The 17,867-nt window shown below is 62.7% G+C and carries 21 protein-coding genes; 10 read left to right on the top strand and 11 right to left on the bottom strand.

Going from position 1 to position 17,867, the window contains the following annotated elements; translation table 11 throughout:
* The coding region (locus tag EN935_RS04400; protein ID WP_127373184.1) for a LysR family transcriptional regulator at window positions 1-381 on the bottom strand (381 nt) is incomplete at its 3' end.
* Between the two features lie 110 nt (window positions 382-491).
* Between EN935_RS04400 and EN935_RS04395 the strand changes: the two genes are divergently transcribed.
* Together EN935_RS04395 and EN935_RS04390 are read left to right on the top strand one after the other, a co-directional pair.
* Complete coding sequence (locus tag EN935_RS04395) at window positions 492-782, top strand: muconolactone Delta-isomerase family protein (RefSeq protein ID WP_126068567.1); 291 nt, start codon at window positions 492-494, stop codon at window positions 780-782.
* Window positions 783-953: 171 nt separating this feature from the next.
* Entirely contained in the window at window positions 954-1,952 is a 999-nt protein-coding gene (locus tag EN935_RS04390) for a transporter (protein ID WP_127265163.1), read from the top strand.
* A 20-nt stretch (window positions 1,953-1,972) separates the two neighbouring features.
* On the opposite strand, the gene EN935_RS04385 is transcribed toward EN935_RS04390, so the two are convergent.
* From EN935_RS04385 to cysS, 8 genes are all read right to left on the bottom strand, one after another.
* Window positions 1,973-2,653 (bottom strand): glutathione S-transferase family protein, encoded by a 681-nt coding sequence (locus tag EN935_RS04385; protein WP_109662759.1) that lies wholly within the window; start codon window positions 2,651-2,653, stop codon window positions 1,973-1,975.
* Window positions 2,654-2,662: 9 nt separating this feature from the next.
* Entirely contained in the window at window positions 2,663-3,589 is a 927-nt protein-coding gene (gene rarD / locus EN935_RS04380) for an EamA family transporter RarD (RefSeq protein ID WP_109662756.1), read from the bottom strand.
* A gap of 83 nt (window positions 3,590-3,672) precedes the next feature.
* The gene (cimA, locus tag EN935_RS04375; protein ID WP_206532417.1) at window positions 3,673-5,295 is read right to left on the bottom strand and encodes a citramalate synthase; all 1,623 of its coding nucleotides are present in this window, start codon (window positions 5,293-5,295) and stop codon (window positions 3,673-3,675) included.
* The gene (gene pip, locus EN935_RS04370; protein ID WP_109662754.1) at window positions 5,292-6,248 is read right to left on the bottom strand and encodes a prolyl aminopeptidase; all 957 of its coding nucleotides are present in this window, start codon (window positions 6,246-6,248) and stop codon (window positions 5,292-5,294) included. The genes cimA and pip overlap by 4 nt, the downstream gene beginning before the upstream one ends.
* On the bottom strand, window positions 6,245-6,721 hold the full coding sequence (locus tag EN935_RS04365) for a GFA family protein (protein WP_127263191.1): 477 nt from the start codon (window positions 6,719-6,721) through the stop codon (window positions 6,245-6,247). Before EN935_RS04365 ends, pip begins: the two co-directional genes overlap by 4 nt.
* On the bottom strand, window positions 6,718-7,209 hold the full coding sequence (locus EN935_RS04360) for a GFA family protein (RefSeq protein WP_109662748.1): 492 nt from the start codon (window positions 7,207-7,209) through the stop codon (window positions 6,718-6,720). Before EN935_RS04360 ends, EN935_RS04365 begins: the two co-directional genes overlap by 4 nt.
* Before the next feature lie 6 nt (window positions 7,210-7,215).
* Window positions 7,216-7,602: a VOC family protein gene (locus tag EN935_RS04355; RefSeq protein WP_109662745.1), complete on the bottom strand. Its 387-nt coding sequence runs from the start codon at window positions 7,600-7,602 to the stop codon at window positions 7,216-7,218.
* Entirely contained in the window at window positions 7,599-9,035 is a 1,437-nt protein-coding gene (gene cysS / locus EN935_RS04350; RefSeq protein WP_127263192.1) for a cysteine--tRNA ligase, read from the bottom strand. The genes EN935_RS04355 and cysS overlap by 4 nt, the downstream gene beginning before the upstream one ends.
* Before the next feature lie 441 nt (window positions 9,036-9,476).
* Here cysS and EN935_RS04345 point away from each other — a divergent pair, with 441 nt between their 5' ends.
* Window positions 9,477-9,632, top strand: coding sequence for a hypothetical protein (locus tag EN935_RS04345; RefSeq protein ID WP_109662740.1), 156 nt, complete (start codon window positions 9,477-9,479; stop codon window positions 9,630-9,632).
* Window positions 9,633-9,704: 72 nt separating this feature from the next.
* Here EN935_RS04345 and EN935_RS04340 read toward each other — a convergent pair whose 3' ends face one another.
* Complete coding sequence (locus tag EN935_RS04340) at window positions 9,705-10,466, bottom strand: SOS response-associated peptidase (protein WP_127263193.1); 762 nt, start codon at window positions 10,464-10,466, stop codon at window positions 9,705-9,707.
* Between the two features lie 125 nt (window positions 10,467-10,591).
* Between EN935_RS04340 and EN935_RS04335 the strand changes: the two genes are divergently transcribed.
* The 4 genes from EN935_RS04335 (at window position 10,592) to EN935_RS04320 (ending at window position 13,126) form a co-directional block, all read left to right on the top strand.
* Window positions 10,592-11,026 (top strand): NUDIX hydrolase, encoded by a 435-nt coding sequence (locus EN935_RS04335; RefSeq protein ID WP_127263194.1) that lies wholly within the window; start codon window positions 10,592-10,594, stop codon window positions 11,024-11,026.
* Window positions 11,027-11,172: 146 nt separating this feature from the next.
* Window positions 11,173-11,550: a TIGR02301 family protein gene (locus tag EN935_RS04330; protein WP_109662733.1), complete on the top strand. Its 378-nt coding sequence runs from the start codon at window positions 11,173-11,175 to the stop codon at window positions 11,548-11,550.
* Between the two features lie 459 nt (window positions 11,551-12,009).
* Window positions 12,010-12,267, top strand: coding sequence for a hypothetical protein (locus EN935_RS41820; RefSeq protein WP_008874920.1), 258 nt, complete (start codon window positions 12,010-12,012; stop codon window positions 12,265-12,267).
* A gap of 70 nt (window positions 12,268-12,337) precedes the next feature.
* On the top strand, window positions 12,338-13,126 hold the full coding sequence (locus tag EN935_RS04320) for a hypothetical protein (protein ID WP_164757608.1): 789 nt from the start codon (window positions 12,338-12,340) through the stop codon (window positions 13,124-13,126).
* A 14-nt stretch (window positions 13,127-13,140) separates the two neighbouring features.
* Here the strand turns inward: EN935_RS04320 and EN935_RS04315 are convergent, their stop codons facing one another.
* The gene (locus tag EN935_RS04315) at window positions 13,141-14,472 is read right to left on the bottom strand and encodes a dihydroorotase (protein WP_245468734.1); all 1,332 of its coding nucleotides are present in this window, start codon (window positions 14,470-14,472) and stop codon (window positions 13,141-13,143) included.
* A gap of 75 nt (window positions 14,473-14,547) precedes the next feature.
* Here EN935_RS04315 and EN935_RS04310 point away from each other — a divergent pair, with 75 nt between their 5' ends.
* The 3 genes from EN935_RS04310 to EN935_RS04300 all read left to right on the top strand — a co-directional run.
* Window positions 14,548-15,408, top strand: a complete 861-nt coding sequence (locus EN935_RS04310) for a folate-binding protein YgfZ (RefSeq protein WP_127263196.1) — start codon at window positions 14,548-14,550, stop codon at window positions 15,406-15,408.
* On the top strand, window positions 15,408-16,043 hold the full coding sequence (locus EN935_RS04305; protein WP_127263197.1) for an HD family hydrolase: 636 nt from the start codon (window positions 15,408-15,410) through the stop codon (window positions 16,041-16,043). The genes EN935_RS04310 and EN935_RS04305 overlap by 1 nt, the downstream gene beginning before the upstream one ends.
* Window positions 16,044-16,105: 62 nt before the next feature.
* A partial coding sequence (locus tag EN935_RS04300) for a PAS-domain containing protein (protein ID WP_127373183.1) occupies window positions 16,106-17,867 on the top strand: 1,762 nt, incomplete at its 3' end.

Raw genomic sequence — 17,867 nt, 5'->3', positions numbered from 1 at the left:
TCTCAGTTGCAGGTGGAAATCGGGCCGCTCGCGGCGGAATTGGCGCAGCATTTCGGCGACAAGCCCGGCATGCACGGCGCCTTCGACATAGCCGATGGCGAGACGACCAACGCCGCCGCTGGCCAGGTTGCGGCCGAACTCCTCCAAACGTCGCGCATTGGACAGCAGCGAGCGGGCCTCGGTGAGGAAGGCGCGACCCTCGGCGTTGAGATGGACCCGCTGTTTTGCCCGTTCGAACAGACTGACGCCAAGCTGCTCCTCAAGCTGCATGATCTGCCGGCTGAGCGGCGATTGCGAGATATGCAGCATTTCGGCGGCGCGGCCGATATTGCCGGTTTCGGCGACGGTGACGAAATACCTGATCTGGCGCAGGTCGAACATTTTTTCTCCAGAGCTTCAAGTCCTGTTAGGTCTCAACTCTAGCCTAATCAGTCTTGGACAGTCTGACCCGCGGAAGCGATACTCGGCCATCCCAACCAAAGGAGACCACCATGCAGTTCTTTGCCCTTCTCACCCGCAACACCGCTGAGTTCAGCGATGCAGATTTCGCCCCGCTTCTGCCCGGCGAAGCCGAACAGCGGCGCACGCTTTACGCTGAGGGCGCGGTGCGTCAGGTCTGGAACCGCGGCGACATCCCGGGCAGCGGCATGATGTTCGAGGCAGCCGATGATGCAGAGGTTCGCGGCTATCTCGCCACCTTGCCGCTGGTCAAGGCCGGCATGATGGACATTGCCGCAATCGTGCCGCTCAAGCCCTACCCCGGCTTCGGCCCGAAGCACTGACAGAGCCCAATCCGGGGCTGGCGAAGGCGTCACCACCGGATTGGGTGATCGACAGACTGTGATCGGCTGTCAAGAAACCGTCACACGAAACCGGTTCGCTCGTGCTAGGAATCACGGTCAGGCGGCCGCCATGCGGTGCCATGTTCGAAACCTGCATCTGGCACCGCGCCCATGGATATCGCTCTCGCCCCGGAAGGCACTGATCTGTCGCCTTACCTGCCCGACGAGCACGGACTATTCTTCATCTACCATTTCACGGCCGACGGCCTGCGTACCAAGGACCCGGCACAGGCGTGCTGGACCTGGCGCAGCTATCAGATCACCGACCTGCATGCACGCCAGGAGATCGGCACTGAGACGGCTTTGCCGAGGCCGGTGCGTGACGCCTTCCTTGCCCCCAGCCATGGCTGCCACATCGACTTCGAGGATGGCTGGCTCTATGGCGATCTGCCTGATCTCAGACACGACTTTTCGGAGGCGCGCGGGCTTGTCCATTTCCGCTTCGCCTTCAACGACGCGGTGCTGATCGGCGCGCGCAAGCAGCCGCTGGAATCGGTCGACGCCATTCGCAAGGCGGTGGAGAATGGATCGCGGAAATTCCGCTCGCCGGCGGAACTGATCGAGGCGGTCACGGGCCAGTCGCTCGGCGGCATGGCGGCCGAGCTCGGCAAGCTGGGCGACACGCTCGACGGCATCGAGGACCGTGTCGTGCGCGATGCATGGCACAATGAACGACAAGCGCTGGTCGAGGCGCGGCGACAATTGGTGGTGATCCATCGGCAGATGGCGACGATCACCAATCTGTTCCGGCATCTCGATCATTCGCATCGCAACGAACTGCCTGACCCGATCAACGACATGGCGGTCAGGCTCTCGCAACGGGCGCATACTCTCTATCATGACGGCGAGCAGTTGCAGGCGCGCACAAGGCTGTTGCAGGACGAGCTCATGGCCAAGCTGACCATGCAGTCGAACCAGCTCCTCTATGTTCTCTCTGTCATGACAGCGGTGCTGTTGCCGATGACCATCATCTCGGGCCTGTTCGGCATGAATGTCGGTGGGCTGCCGTTGGTCGATACGCCGATTGGCTTCTGGGTGGTGACGGCAGTATCGATGGCTATCGCCGCGGCTACTTATCTGTTCGTCAGGCGGCTGGGCCGCGGATTGTAGCGCCTGCCGGCGGCTTTCAGCTAGACGCGAAGATCCTCGATGACGGTGCCGGCGGCGGCGACTTCCGCTTCGTGATCGGGCTCGCGCCAGGTCTCGGCAAGGCCAGCCGCATACCACTCGCGCATCGCTGGCAGGGCGAGCAACTGCGCCGGATAGGCTGCAGCCGCACCCTCGAAAACGAGACCATAGGACTGTGCGCGAAACGCCACAGGAGCAAAGAAAGCGTCGACGGCGGTGAAATGAGCGCCGGCCAGAAACGGCCCGCCGAAACGGGCAAGGCCATCGTTCCAGAGGTCGTCGAGGCGAAAGAGGTCCTGTTTCAGCGCGTCGGACATTGGAAACGGCTCTACGCGCAGGCCGCAACTCATCGGACAGGCGCCACGCAGTGCGGTGAAGCTCGAATGCATCTCGGCGGCGGCCGAGCGTGCCCAGGCGCGCGCCTTGGCCTCGGCAGGCCACACGCCATGGTGGCGCTCGGCCAGATATTCGGCGATGGCTAGCGAATCCCAGACCGCCCAACCGTCGTCGATCAGGCAGGGCACCCGGCCGCTCGGCGAGAACGGCCGGTAGAGGCTCCAGCTCGATCCGGTCGGGAACGGCGTTAGCCGCTCGTCGAATGGGATATCCAGCTCTCGCATCAACACCCAGGGCCGCAGTGACCATGAGGAATAATTCTTGTTGGCGATATGCAGCAGGTACATCGACACCCCTTACCGTGCGGGCTGCGGCGCGGCCCGGCGCGCTGTCGTCAACATCGACCAGGAATAGACTGCCAAGGCCGCCCAGATCAGCGCAAAGGCGATGGCCTGGGTGGTGCCGAAAGGCTCGTCGAAGATCAGAACGGCGATCAGGAACACCATGGTCGGCGCGATGTACTGCATGATGCCGATGGTGGAGAGGCGCAGCAGCTTGGCGCCGAAGGCGAACAGCAAGAGCGGTATCGACGTGACCGGACCGCAGCCGATCAGCAGCGCCGTATCGGCACCGCTGCTGGACACGATATGGTCCTGCCCGGTCGCGATCAGGTAGACGATGTAGCCAAGGGCCGGCACCGACAGCAGAAGCACTTCGAGCAAAAAGCCCTGGCTCGGGCCGATCGGCAGCGTCTTGCGGAAGAAGCCGTAGGCGGCGAAGGAAAACGCCAGCGCCAGCGACACCCAGGGCAGCTTGCCGCCCTCTATGGTCAGCACCGCGACGGCGACGGCCGCCAGCACCACTGCCGCGATCTGCAGCCGATCGAGCCGCTCGCCAAGCAGCAGCGCGCCGACGACGACGCTGACCAGCGGATTGATGTAGTAGCCGAGCGCGGTCTCGACGGTGCGGTCGGCGGCGATCGCCCAGACATAGATGCCCCAATTGACCGAGATCAGCGCCGCCGTCAGCGCGGCCATGGCGATGGTGCGCGGCGAACGCAGCGCCGCCTTGAAATCCGCCGTACGGCCGGCCCAGACCAGAACGGCGGCGGCGATCGGCACCGACCAGACGATGCGATGGGCAATGACTTCGGCGAGCGGCAGATGAGCGACCGCCTTCATGTAGAAGGGCAGCAATCCCCACAAGAGATAGGCGCCAAGCGCCAACAGAAAGCCGCGTCGTGCCTTCGAATCCGCGTCCAGGGCAATTGCTTCAGTGGCCATGAGCCAACGCTATGGCCCAGTCACCTTGGCAAGACCATCGCAAAGTTCTGATGGATCAATGGACTTTCGCTGATGGTTCAACCTTATTCGGCGGCCACCAGCCCGGCCATCTCACGGTTCTTCATCAGCTTGTAGACGATGGAATCCATCAGGGCCTGGAACGAGGCGTCGATGATGTTTTCGGAAACGCCCACCGTCCACCAGCGCGCACCGGTGCCGTCATGCGATTCGATCAGAACGCGGGTGATCGCCTCGGTGCCGCCATTGAGGATACGCACCTTGAAGTCGGCAAGCTCCATGTCGGCGATCTCGCCCTGGAATTTGCCGAGGTCCTTGCGCAGCGCGATGTCGAGTGCGTTGACCGGACCATGCCCCTCGGCCACCGACATCTTCTCCTCGCCGTCCACCACCACCTTGACGATCGCTTCGGAGACCGTCTTCAACTGGCCGTTGGCGTCGAAGCGGCGCTCGACCATGCAGCGGAACGAGGTAACGTTGAAGAACTCCGGCAGCCCGTGCAGTATCTTGCGCGCCAGGAGTTCGAAGCTGGCATCGGCGCCCTCATAGGCGTAGCCCTCGGCCTCGCGCTCCTTGACCACCGATATCAGCGCGTCGAGCCGGTGGTCGTCCTTCGGCACCTCTATGCCGCGCCGCTTCAGCTCGGCGAGGAAATTGGCCTTGCCGCCCTGGTCCGAAACCATGACGCGGCGGCGGTTGCCGACCGTTTCCGGAGGCACATGCTCATAGGTCGCCGGCTCCTTGGCAAGTGCGGAGGCATGGATGCCGGCCTTGGTGGCGAAGGCGGAAGCGCCGACATAGGGCGCCTGCGCTTCCGGGGCGCGGTTCAGGAGTTCGTCGAAAGCGCGCGACAGGCGCGAAATGCCGGTCAGTGCCTCAGTCGAAATGCCCGTCTCGAAACGATTGGCGAAGGCCGGCTTCAGCGCCAGGGTCGGCACGATCGAGATCAGGTTGGCGTTGCCGCAGCGCTCGCCGATGCCGTTGAGCGTGCCCTGGATCTGGCGCACGCCGGCCTCGACAGCGGCCAGCGAATTGGCGACTGCCTGGCCGGTGTCGTCATGGGCATGGATGCCGAGATGATTGCCTGAAATACCGGACGAGATAACCTTCTCGACGATGGCGCGGACTTCCGATGGCTGCGTGCCGCCATTGGTGTCGCACAGCACCACCCAGCGCGCGCCGGCATCGTAAGCGGTCTTGGCGCAAGCCAGCGCATAGGTGGGATTGGCCTTGAAGCCGTCGAAGAAATGCTCGCAGTCGACCAATGCCTCCTTGCCGGCGGCGACCGCCGCCTCGACGGAGGCCTTGATGGCGTCGAGATTCTCCTCATTGGTGCAGCCGAGCGCGACACGGACATGATAGTCCCAGCTCTTGGCAACGAAGCAGATGGCGTCCGACTTCGACTGCACGAGTGACGCAAGGCCGGGATCGTTGGACGCCGACACCCCTGCCCGCTTGGTCATGCCGAAGGCGACGAATTGGGCGCGCGACGTGCGTTTCTCCTGGAAGAAGGCTGTGTCGGTCGGGTTGGCGCCGGGATAGCCACCTTCGACATAGTCGAGGCCAAAAGCGTCGAGCAGTTTTGCGATGGCGATCTTGTCCTCGACGGAAAAGTCGATGCCCGGCGTCTGCTGGCCATCGCGCAATGTGGTATCGAAGAGATAGAGGCGCTCGCGGGTCATGGTCATTTGCTTGCAAACTTGTCCGTCGCGCGGATCAGCCGATCAAGGATGCCCGGCTCCGAATAAGCATGACCGGCGCCCTCGATCAGGTGGAAATCCGCCTTCGGCCAGGCCTTGTGCAGCGCCCAGGCATAGTGCGCCGGGCACGGCATGTCGTAGCGGCCATGGACGATGGTGCCAGGAATGTCGCTGAGCTTGTGCGCATCGCGCAGCAGCTGCCCTTCCTCAAGCCAGCCGGCGTGGACGAAATAGTGGTTCTCGATGCGGGCGAAGGCGACGGCATAGTCGTCCTGCCCAAACGGTCCGCTGGTCTCCGGCTCCGGCAACAGCGTGATCGTTTCGCCTTCCCACAGGCTCCAGGCGCGGGCCGCCTCGATCTGCGCCTTGCGATCCGTGCCGACCAGCCGCTTGCGGTAGGCGGCCATCATGTCGCCGCGCTCGGCCTCCGGGATTGGCGCCAGGAACCGCTCCCATTTGTCCGGAAACATTTCCGAGACGCCGAACTGATAGTACCATTCGAGTTCTGCACGCGTCAGCGTGTAGATGCCGCGCACCACCAGTTCGCTGACGCGTTCAGGGTGCGTTTCGGCATAGGCGAGCGCCAGCGTGGAGCCCCAGGAGCCGCCGAACACCAGCCATTTGTCGAAGCCGGCCATTTCGCGCAGCCGTTCGATGTCGGCGACCAGGTGCCATGTCGTATTGGCGTCGAGCGAGGCGTTGGGCGTCGATTTTCCGCAGCCGCGCTGGTCGAACAGGATGACGTCGTAAAGCTTCGGGTCGAACAGCCGCCGGTGTTTTGGCGAGATGGTGCCGCCTGGCCCGCCATGCAGGAACACCGCCGGTTTGGCGCCTTTGGTGCCGGAGCGCTCCCAGTAGACCTGATGGCCGTCACCGACATCGAGCATGCCGGAATCGAACGCCTCGACCTCCGGATAAAGCGTACGCAATTGATTGCTCATAGTTGTAAACCTTTGGTCGGCCAGTCCGCTGTTTCATGGTCGGGGTGCTGGAAGGAGATGATGGATTCCTGCCTGTTATAGTAGTCGGGATCCTGGTGGACGGGCTGATCGAAGATCGTCTCCACCCAGGGCAGCCGCGCAGCGTAGTTGACCTGTATCTGCGGGGCGAGATCGGAGCGGTCGTCGAAGGCACCGATAGCGATCTCAAGTCCTCCGGGCTGCCGGTAGGTCAGCGGCGTCCCGCAGCGGGCGCAGAAACCACGATCGATGTTGACCGACGACTGGAAATAGTTCGGCTCTTCATGGGTCCATTCGACGCCGTCCCTGGGTACCGTGACCAGCGCACCGAAGAACGAGCCGAACTGCTTCTGGCACATGCGGCAATGGCAGATCGACGGACGGCCAAGCGCTCCATGAATGCGGAAGCGTACCGCGCCACACTGACAGCCGCCGGTTCGTACTGTCTCGGTCATGATCTTTCCTTCGGCGGCCATTGTTCGGTGTCGTGGTCGGGGTGCTGGTAGGAGACGAGATCGGCCAAATAGGAGGCCGACGACATATCGGCCATGGTGTCCTCGCCCGGCAGTTGCGGGATCGAGTCGACATAGGGCAGCTTTGCCTCGATGCCCCACTGGATGAGCGGCACGATCTCAGCCGGATTGTCGAACGCACCGATGGCGAGGCCAACGCCGTCCGGCGCGGTGAAGGTCAGCGGTGTGCCGCAATCCGGGCAGAAGCCGCGGTGGACATGGTTGGACGAGCGGAAGTATTTCGGCTCGCCGCGCGTCCAGTCGAGCCTGGCGCCGCGCACCGAAACCAACGGCGCGTAGAACGCGCCGAACGCCTTCTGGCACATGCGGCAATGGCAGATCGAAGCGTCGCCCAACGCGCCTTCAACGCGAAAGCGCACCGCGCCGCACTGGCAGCCGCCGGTGTAGATCGGCCGGTTGTCGAGGCTCATCGCCGCTCACTCCGGCGCATGGCAGACGGCCTCGACATTGTTGCCGTCGGGATCGAAGACGAAGGCAGCGTAGTAGTCCGGGTGATAGTGCGGGCGCAGGCCCGGCCCGCCATTGTCCTTGCCGCCGGCGGCAAGCGCGGCGACATAAAAGGTATCGACCTCGGCGCGGCTGCGCGCGGTGAAGGCGACGTGCTGGTGATCCTTGGGCTTGTCCTTGCCGGTGCTCAGCCAGAACACCGGCCGGTCACGGCCATAGCCACCGACCTTGGCACCGCCGGTGTATTCCAGCGGCACCATGTAAAGCAGGGAGGCTCCAAGCGGCGCCATCGCCTTGTCATAGAAAGCCTTCGAAGCGTCGAAATCGGCAACGGTGATGCCGAGATGGTCGATCATCTTTTTACCTCCCAGGTGGTGATGCGTTCGCCGGTGACGGGGTCCTTGCCGTCCTTCAACTGTATACCTTGTGCCAACAGTTCGTCGCGGATGCAGTCGGCCTCGGCCCAGTTCTTGGCAGCAATGAGCGCGAGGCGATTGGCGATAGCCTTGGCGACGTGGTCTTCATCCACCTTCGCCGACGCGACATCGAAGCCGAGGAACAGCAGCGACGCCTTCAGCGCAGCCGCCGCATCGTTGCCGTCCGCTGCCTCGCCGGCCAACTGGGTCAGGACCTGGAAGGCGGCATAGGTGGCGAGATCGTCGGACAAGGCATCGATGATCTCCACGGGCAACTGCCCTGCCGCCGCCGGCGCGAGGTCGGCCGCCCGCTTCCATTTGCGCAGCATGTTCTCGGCCTCTTCCAGCTTGCGCACGGAAAAGTCGATCGGTTCGCGATAATGCGTCATCAGCATCGCCAGCCGCAGCACCTCGCCAGGCCATTTGCGGCCGCCAAAGGTCTCGGTCTCCAAGAGCTCGTTGATCGAATAGAAATTGCCGAGGCTCTTCGACATCTTTTGCCCTTCGACCTGCAGGAAGCCGTTGTGCATCCAGATGTTGGCCATCACGTCCGTGCCGTGGGCGCAGCGCGACTGGGCGATCTCGTTTTCATGGTGCGGGAAGATCAGGTCGAGGCCGCCGCCATGGATGTCGAACACCTCGCCGAGATAGGCGGCCGACATTGCCGAGCATTCGATGTGCCAGCCCGGCCTGCCCCTGCCCCATGGCGAATTCCAGCCCGGCTCCTCCGGCGACGACAGCTTCCAGAGGACGAAATCGCCAGGATTTTTCTTGTGCGCGTCGACGGCGATGCGAGCACCCGCTTGCTGCTCGTCGAGATTGCGCTTCGACAGCTGGCCGTAGTCCGGCATCGACACCGTGTCGAACAGGACTTCGCCCGCGGCGACATAGGCATGGCCGCGTTCGATCAGGCTTTGAATCAAAGTGATCATGTCGGCCTTGCCGTCGGCGCGGGGCTCGACGAATTCGGTGGCGCGCGGCTCGACCGTCGGCTCCAAGCAGCCGAGAACCGCCACATCCCTGTGGAACTGATCGGCGGTCTTTTCGGTCACCCGCCGGATCGCCTCGTTGAGCGAGAGTTTTCCCGAAGAAATCTCGGCGCCGAAATCACGCAACGCGCGGGCGTTAATCTTATCATCGACATCTGTGATGTTGCGCACATACGTGACGTGCGCCTCGCCATAGACTTGGCGCAACAAACGGAACAGCACGTCGAAGACGATCACCGGCCTGGCATTGCCGATATGGGCAAAGTCGTAGACCGTCGGACCACAGACATACATGCGCACGTTGTTTGGATCAATCGGAACGAAATCCTCTTTCGTCCGCGTCAGCGTGTTGTAGAGGCGCAGGCCCTGCGATGCGTCAGACATTCGTGCCTTCCCGGTCCGTTACTTTATTTGAGCATGATCTGGTCCGAAAACCGGTTCCCACTTTTCGGGATCATGCTTTGGCTGAAATCGAGCGCGCCAAGGCGCAAATCGGATTCCAGCCTGCTGGCCGGGGCGTTTGTCCAATCTGGGGAAAGATGAGGCGAAAACGTCCGGACCAGCGCGAGGCTAGCCAATAATGCAAATGCCACAAATGGCGAAAGACGTTTTCATGGGCGGCTTTATCGCCTTGGCTTGTGTTGCCGTCAAGTCGCAAGTTTCGGCAAAAACGTCGCTGGATCACAGGTAATGACCCAGTGAAACATTTTATTAAACATGTCGGCACAGTCATGAAACATTCGTCGGCTAGATCAGCAGGCGTCACGATTTGGTCAGAATCGGCCATCAAACGCAGACACGAAAATGTTACCAGGGAAGAGAGACATGCCCCGAAGCAAGCAGGAATCCAACCGCGCCAAGCAACCGGCGCTGGCCAACCACTATCGCGCAATCGGTCCGGCCGCGATCGTCGCCGCCCTTCTCCACACCGCGAAGAAGAAGAAGCCGGCGCAGAAGATCGTATCTCCCCGCGCTGCCTGAAGCGGTGTGCGGGCCGGCGCCAAAGGCGCCTGGCATGAGGGCGCTGACATGCGCCTTTGAAGAACAGCTGAGCTAGAACAACGTCATCTGACTATCGTCCGCGCCGGACTTCTGGCGCTTGACCTTCTCGGGCTCCGGCCCGATCTCGCCCCGCTCCTGTATTTCCGGTCCGGTGTTGGCGACCTTGTTGACGAGGTCGGAGATGGGAATTGCCTCGAAGAAATCCAGCTGCGCCGGCCGCAACAGATCCGCGACATCGCGCGGCTCGAGCGTGCGGCAATCCAGCCAGCGGGCGAAATCCCTGGGATCGATCACCACCGGCATGCGGTCGTGGATATGGGCGATGTCGGCATTGGCGTTGACGGTCAGGATGGCGCCGGTGTCCATTTCCGAACCGCCCGGCTCGGCATAGGTCTCGATCAGGCCGGCGAAGGCGACCAACCCGCCATGCCTTGGGCGTATCCAGTAGGGCTGCCCCTTCTTGCCACCGGTTTGCCGCCATTCATAAAAGCCGGACGCCGGCACCAAAGCGCGGCGATGACGCATGGCCGCTTTGAACGAAGCCTTTTCGGCGGCGCCCTCAGAGCGCGCGTTGAACAGCAGTGGAAATTCCCTGGTGTCCTTCACCCAGGTCGGGATCAGCCCCCAGCGCACCAGCATCGGCTGCCGGTCCGGCAGATTCGAGCCCGGCGTCCGCGGGGGGCCGGCGATCGCCATCAGAATCGGCTGCGTCGGGGCGATGTTGTAGCGCGCCGGGAAATCCTCCAGTTCGGCCAAGCCTAGCAAGGCGGCAGTCTGGTCCGGCGTCGCGGTCAAGGCAAAACGTCCGCACATGGTCGATTGGCGCCCTTCGAATGGTTCGCTTTGAAAGTGGCGATGCAACCGGCGTTGCGCAACCGCTAAAGCTTCCCCATGCTGGGCGATCCACAACAGACCTGCCTTCACCTGATCGGGAATCCATGAACGAAGCGCGCAAGATACTTCCGGCAGTCTCGGTCGCCGTCGTGCGCGCAGACACCGTGCTTCTGGTCAAGCGAGCCCGGCAACCCTCGCAAGGGCTCTATGCCTTCCCGGGTGGCAAGGTCGAACCCGGCGAGACGCTGGAGGCAGCGGCAGAGCGCGAACTTCTGGAAGAAACCGGTTTACGCGCCACCGATTACCGCCCGCTGCAGGAAATCCACATCGACGGCAGGGACGACAGCCACCCGGTCGATTATCTCCTCACGGTCTTCGGTGCCGTCTATGCCGGCGGCGAGGCAGTGGCTAGCGACGACGCCGAGACCGCCGCCTTCTATACGCTCAGTGAGATGGCGGCACTGCCGCTCGCCGGCTCGGTGTTCGCCGTTGCGGAGGACTTGTTGGCCCCCGGCGGAGACGCCAGGCCGCAGCCCTGAAAATCGCCTTGCAGGCGACAAATTGTTTCGCCACAAAGACTTATGCTGTTTGGCAGAGCCAGAACGGCTTACGCCGTTCGGCAGACCACAACGGCTTACGCCGTTCGGTAGACCACACGGCTAGCGCCGTTAGGTAGAGAAGGCTTATGAACCGTCCATCCTTGCTCCTCGCCGTGTGTCTTGCCGTCAGTGCGGCCGTCTCGGCACTGCCTGCGTTCAGCGCCGAGTCGCCGTTCGAGCCGGGGCTGATGCGATTGGCGGAGGTTCTGGGGTCGCTGCATTTCCTGCGCAATTTGTGCGGCGAGAAGGGCGACCAGTGGCGTGCCGAGATGGAGAAGCTGCTTGATTCGGAAAATCCGGACGCCGAGCGGCGCGCCCGCTTCATCGCCAGCTTCAATCGCGGCTACCGCTCGTTCGGCGGCACCTATACGCGGTGCACCCCCTCGGCGACCGAAGCCATCAGCCGCTATATGAAAGAAGGCGAGACGCTGTCCCGCGATATCGCCTCGCGTTACGGCAACTAATGCATATCGCCCAAAACAGCGGATTTTGGGACAACGACATGCATAAACAAAAGCCTGGAACGCGTTGACCGAATCCGTTTCAACGCGATCCGTTTAGGCAGGCAGGCCTGCTCATCAACAACTATCAGCACCATTGCTGGCGACGACTGAGATATCCGGCTTGTGCGAGCCGATATCTTGGTGCAATCCTCATGTTGCACTTCTGCAACAGTATTAACGAAACCTTACCGCGCGAAAGCGGAATTAACTCAAACTGAAGGTTTTCGCCCCGCAGGCCGCCCCAATCGGCTAAGTTTGACTCGAGCTGAACGCAGCTTCGCACAAGGCAATCGGGCTTTGTAAAAGACGATCAAAAAAATGTCGTATTTACAAATACTTAATTGTCCCTGCGTGTGAAATGAACAGATCAGGCCTGATCCACATCGACGGATCGCTGCTTGAAAGGGTGGACATTCGCTTATGGAACATGGTGTCAACGACATCGACGCGCTGGTCAGAGAAGAAAAACGCCTGACCGCCGTGGAAAGCCACAGCGAGGCCTGGGCGGAAGGTCTCTCCGCCGGCATAGAACCCGAGATCATTGCCGAAGCAGCGCTCGAAACCGCCTTCGGCGAGATGTTGCGTGCCAATGGCGAGACCTCGGCCCTTGCCCTGCTCGACCGTATGCGTGAAAAGGTGATTGCTGGCGCCTTCGAACCCGAACGGCTGCGGCACTGAACCGACGTCCGGTTCTTTGACGGCAAAATGCCGCTCGGGCGTCATGCCCGGAAGCAGGGAGAAACGGGCAGTGAGTTTTTCGATGTCAGGCAAGCCGCGTGGCTTGGTCCTCTGCATCTCCTTCGCCGCTTGCTGTGCCGCGATTCCCCTGGTTGTGTGTCTCGCGAGCAGCCCCGCCTATGCGCTGAGCGAGATCAAGCGCGAAGAGCTCCCGCCAACAGTCACGCCGCCGGCGGACGACGACATGTCGCCCCCGGGAAGCACCGTGCCAATGCCCAACCCGGTCGGAACGCCGCCGCCGACCACTGAACCGGCTGCTCCCAATGAAGCCGAGCCGGACAGTCCGGCGGATGGCGGCGTCACCAGACCGCGCGTCGATCCGGAGACGCCGGTACCCGAGGTTGTCTATGATCTCGGCAAGCTGCCGGAACCGGTGCGGCGCATGCACGATCTGATCGTCGAAGCCTGCAAGGGCGGCGACATCGAAAAGCTGCGGCCCTTGATCGGCAAGGGCGACAGCGCCACGCAGATATCGCTGACCGACATAGACGGCGACGCCATCGCCTTCCTCAAGGGGCTCTCCAGCGACCCGGACGGCCAGGAGATCCTGGCTATCCTGGAGGAGGTGCTCGATGCCGGCTACGTCCACCTCGATGCCGGCACGCCACAAGAACTCTATGTGTGGCCGTATTTCTTCGCCCTGCCGCTGGACAAGCTGGACGCCAAGCAGCGGGTCGAATTGTTCAAGATCGTCACCGCTGGCGACTTCGACGACATGAAGCAATTCGGCGCCTATATCTTCTACCGTGTCGGCATCACGCCCACTGGGCAGTGGACATTCTTCGTCGCCGGCGACTGAGCCTCTTAGGGAATCTAGACGACAAGGGCCTCGGCAAACTCCACCGCCCTACCCTGGCCTGGCGTGGCGATCTCGCCTTCCCACATGACGCGGCGGCCGCGAATGACGGTGCCGACCGGCCAGCCGGTCACGTCTCTCCCGTCATAAGGCGTCCAGCCGGCTTTCGAGCCGGCCTGCGCATTGGTGATGGTCTGGCGCCGCTTCATATCGACGATGGTGAAGTCGGCGTCGTAGCCGGCGGCGATGCGGCCCTTTCTCGCCATGCCGAAGATGCGTTGCGGGCCGTGGCTGGACAGGTCGACAAAGCGCTGCAAAGTCAGCCGGCCGGCATTGACGTGGTCGAGCATGATCGGCACCAACGTCTGCACGCCGGTCATCCCCGACGGCGAGGCCGGATAGGGTTTTGCCTTTTCGGCCAGCGTGTGCGGCGCATGGTCGGAGCCGAGCACGTCGACGATGCCTTGCGCAATGCCGTGCCAGACGCCGTCGCGATGGTGCGCGGCGCGCACTGGCGGGTTCATCTGGATCAGCGTGCCAAGCCGCGCATAATCGTCGGCGCTCAGCGTCAAATGATGCGGCGTCGCCTCGCAAGTCGCGACATCCTTGTGCTGTTCGAGGAACAAAATCTCCTCAGCGGTCGAGATGTGCAGGACATGGATGCGGGCGCGAACTTGCTGAGCGATGCGCACCAGCCGCTCGGTGCAGCGCAAGGCGGCGATCTCGTCGCGCCAGACCGGGTGCGATGAAGGATCGCCCTCGATGCGTTCGCCAAGACGCTCGCGCAGCCGGAATTCGTCTTCCGAATGAAAGGCGGCGCGGCGGCGCGTGTTTCGGAGGATCGATGCCACGCCCTCGTCATCCTCGACCAGCAGATCGCCGGTGGACGAGCCCATGAAAACCTTGATCCCGGCCGCGCCCGGCAACCGCTCAAGCTCGCCGACATCCCCGGCGTTTTCGCGGGTGCCCCCGACCCAGAAGGCAAAATCGCAATGCATGCGATCCGTGCCGCGCCGAACCTTGTCGGCAAGCGCTGTCTCGCTGGTGGTCAAAGGATTGGTATTGGGCATCTCGAACACGGCGGTGACGCCGCCAAGCACGGCCGCGCGCGAGCCCGTTTCCAGGTCTTCCTTGTGCTCCAGTCCCGGCTCGCGAAAATGCACCTGGCTATCGATGACACCTGGCAGGATATGCAGGCCGCGGCAGTCGATCGTCTCGCCGGCCGAGGCCTGGCGGAGATCGCCGATGGCAGCGATGCGCCCGTCCTTCACGCCGATGTCGCGAGCCCCTTCGCCGTCATGATTGACCACTGTGCCGCCTGTCAGGATGAGGTCGTAGATCATGGCCATGCTCTCTTGCGGGGGGAGTGCCAGCGGCTTACGTAAAGGCCGACCGTTTTGCAAGATCAGGTTGCTTTTCCGCCCATGCCTTTTGCCCAGCTCAAAGACCGCGCCCTCATTTCCGTGTCAGGCCCGGATGCCGAGCATTTTCTGCAGAACATCCTGACCACCGATCTCGACATCCTGGCTCCCGGTGAAGCCAAACCCGGTGCGCTGCTGACGCCGCAAGGCAAGATCCTGTTCGATTTCCTGATCTCGCGCGACTGTGAGAATGCATTCCGGCTGGAATGCCGGGCCGACATAGCGGACGATTTCGTACGCCGGCTGACGCTCTACAAACTGCGCGCCAAGGTCGAGATTACCAAGGCAGATCAGGCGTTTGTCGCCGTCGCCTGGGGACATGAATCAACACTCTCACAATCCGATTCAACGACGGCCGCCGACACGCGCTTTCCGAAAGGCGCCGTCACGCGTTCGTATGGCGAAACAGATGAGCGCAGCGATCTTGCCGCGTGGCAGGCCTTCCGCATTGCCGGCGGCATTGCCGAAAGCGGCAGCGACTACCAACTCGGAGACGCCTTCCCCCATGATGTGCTGCTGGACGAAACCGGCGGCGTCGGCTTCAAGAAGGGCTGCTATGTCGGCCAGGAGGTTGTCTCGCGCATGCAGCATCGCGGCACGGCCAGGCGACGCGTGCTGATTGTCTCCGCCGATAGGCCCCTGCCCGCACCGGGCACCGAGCTAACCGTCGCAGGACGGCCGGTTGGCACGCTCGGCTCGACCGTCGGCACGACCGGTCTGGCGATTGCCCGCATTGACCGGGTCAAGGCGGCGCTCGACGCCGGCCAGCCGATCATGGCCGCGGACGCCACCGTTTCACTTGCCATCCCGGCCTGGGCAAAATTCGCCTTCCCGCAGGAAGCCGTCAGCGCGGAGGAGGCCTGATGGCCCCCGACCGCGTCGGCGCGCCGGCGCGCGCCTGGCAGCGCATGCTGTCGGGCCGCCGGCTCGACCTGCTCGACCCCTCGCCGCTCGATATCGAGATTTCGGATATTGCGCACGGGCTCGCTCGCGTAGCCCGCTGGAACGGCCAGACCAGCGGCGAGCATGCCTTTTCGGTTGCCCAGCACTCGCTGCTGGTCGAGGCGCTATTCTGTGACCTGGTGCCTGAGGCTTCGGCCGACGCCCGGCTGGCGGCGTTGCTGCACGACGCCCCCGAATATGTCATCGGCGACATGATCTCGCCGTTCAAATCGGTGATGGGCGGCAGCTACAAGGACTGTGAGTTGCGGTTGCAGCGCGCCATCCATCTGCGCTTCTCGCTGCCGCCGGAACCAACGGCTGCGCTGCGCAAGGAGATCAAGCGCGCCGACCAGATCGCCGCCTATTTCGAAGCAACGCTGCTTGCCGGTTTTTCGGCCGCCGAAGCTACCGAGTTCTTCGGCCGTCCGCGCGGCTTCAATGCCGACCGCTTCAATTTCACGCCACGCTCGGTGACCTGGGCGCAAAATGCGTTCCTGAAGCGGTTTTCCGCGATCGAGACGTCGCGGCACCAGGTTTCGGCACCCGCAATCGGCTAAAAACGCTAAATTAACCGGAACGGGTAACAGTGCGGTGTTCGATCACGACCCGCAGGCGCCTCATGCCCGTCGCTGATGCCAAGGATGGTTCGGCCGTGCCGGAACGGGAGGCCAAAGGCATGGATCGCTCGCGCCATATGGAAGATGAACTGCGCGAACAGAATGAACGCTTTTCGGCCGCAGTCGAGAACATGTCACATGGCCTGTGCATGTTCGATGCCGAAGAGCGGATGATCATCTGCAACGGCAACTACATCAATATCTTCTGTCTCGACGCCAAGGTGATACGCCCCGGCATCCGGTTCCTCGACATTCTGCGGCACAGCGTCGACATCGGCATCGCTTCGCAAAGCGCCGATGAACTCTACGCCATCCGCAAGCCTTACATCGACCAGGCGAGACCTTCGACTTACGAGGAGACGCTGTCGGATGGTCGCATCATCAACATCTCGCATCGCCCATTGGCTCTGGGCGGCTGGGTCTCGATCTACGAGGACATCACCGAACAGCGCCGTGCCCAACAGGATCTCAAGGAGCAGCACCGTCGCTTCGACGCAGCACTTGCCAACATGTCGCAAGGCTTGCTGATGTACGACGCCGACGGCAAGATGATCGTGCGCAACGGGCGTTTTCTGGAACTCTACAACGTCACCGCGGCGGACTTCCCGCTTGGAACGACGCACCGCGACGCGCTCGAACGATTGCTGGAACTCGGCATCTATACGAAGATCGACGTCGACAGCGAAGTCGCCAAGACCGAAGCCTGCCTGGTGGCGAAAAAAATGCATTCCGCGTATCGGCATCTTACCGACGGCAGGACGGTTCTGGTCACCCGCCAGCCGATGAGCGGCGGCGGTTGGGTGGCGACCTTCGACGATGTCACCGAGCGCCGCCGTACCGAAGACCGCATGACCCATCTTGCGCATCACGATATGCTGACCGGACTGCCCAACCGCTCGATGTTTCGCGAACGGCTCGACCTTGCGCTAGAGGACACGGCGGCCACGCCGTTGGCGATTTTCTCGCTCGATCTCGATCGCTTCAAGGTGGTCAACGACACTTGGGGACATCCGGCCGGCGACTGGCTGTTGAAGGGCGTGGCCGAGCGGCTGCAGCGTTGCCTGCGCGGTGAAACGGACGTCGTCGCTCGCTTCGGCGGCGACGAATTCGTCATCATCCAGTTCAATTTCAAGGGCATTGCCGATGCCGAAAAACTGGCGAAGCGTATCATCGAGGCGATCGCAAAACCGTTTCGCGACAAGAGCCGCGACATACATGTCGGCATCAGCCTCGGCATCGCCGTTTTCCCCGACGATGGCGGCGACGCCGATACGCTGCTGAAAAACGCCGATACGGCGCTCTATCGGGCGAAGAGCGAAGGGCGCAACCTCTATCGCTTCTTCGAACCCGGAATGGACGCCATGGTACAGGCACGGCGCGCACTCGAGATCGACCTCGAGACAGCGCTGCCGCGCCAGGAATTCGATCTGGATTTCCAGCCCATCATGAACATCGCCTCCGGCGAGATCGTCGGCGCCGAAGCCTTGATGCGCTGGCATTCCCCGACGCGCGGCACCGTGGCGCCGGACAACTTCATTCCGGTCGCCGAAGAAACCGGAATGATCGTGCCGCTTGGCGAGTGGGCGCTGAGGAAGGCTTGCACGGCGGCGGCAAGCTGGCCTGCTGGCCTGCGCATCGCGGTCAATGTCTCGGCCGTGCAGCTCAAAAGCGGCAGCTTTGCCCGCAACGTCATCTCGGCTCTGGCCTTTTCCGGCGTACCCGCCGGCCGGCTGGAACTGGAAATCACCGAAACCGTGCTGATGG

The sequence above is a fragment of the Mesorhizobium sp. M7D.F.Ca.US.004.03.1.1 genome (assembly GCF_003998635.1).
Classification (GTDB): Bacteria; Pseudomonadota; Alphaproteobacteria; order Rhizobiales; family Rhizobiaceae; genus Mesorhizobium; species Mesorhizobium loti.
Note: the sequence above shows the minus strand (reverse complement) of the source record. Positions and strands in the feature narration are given on the sequence as shown.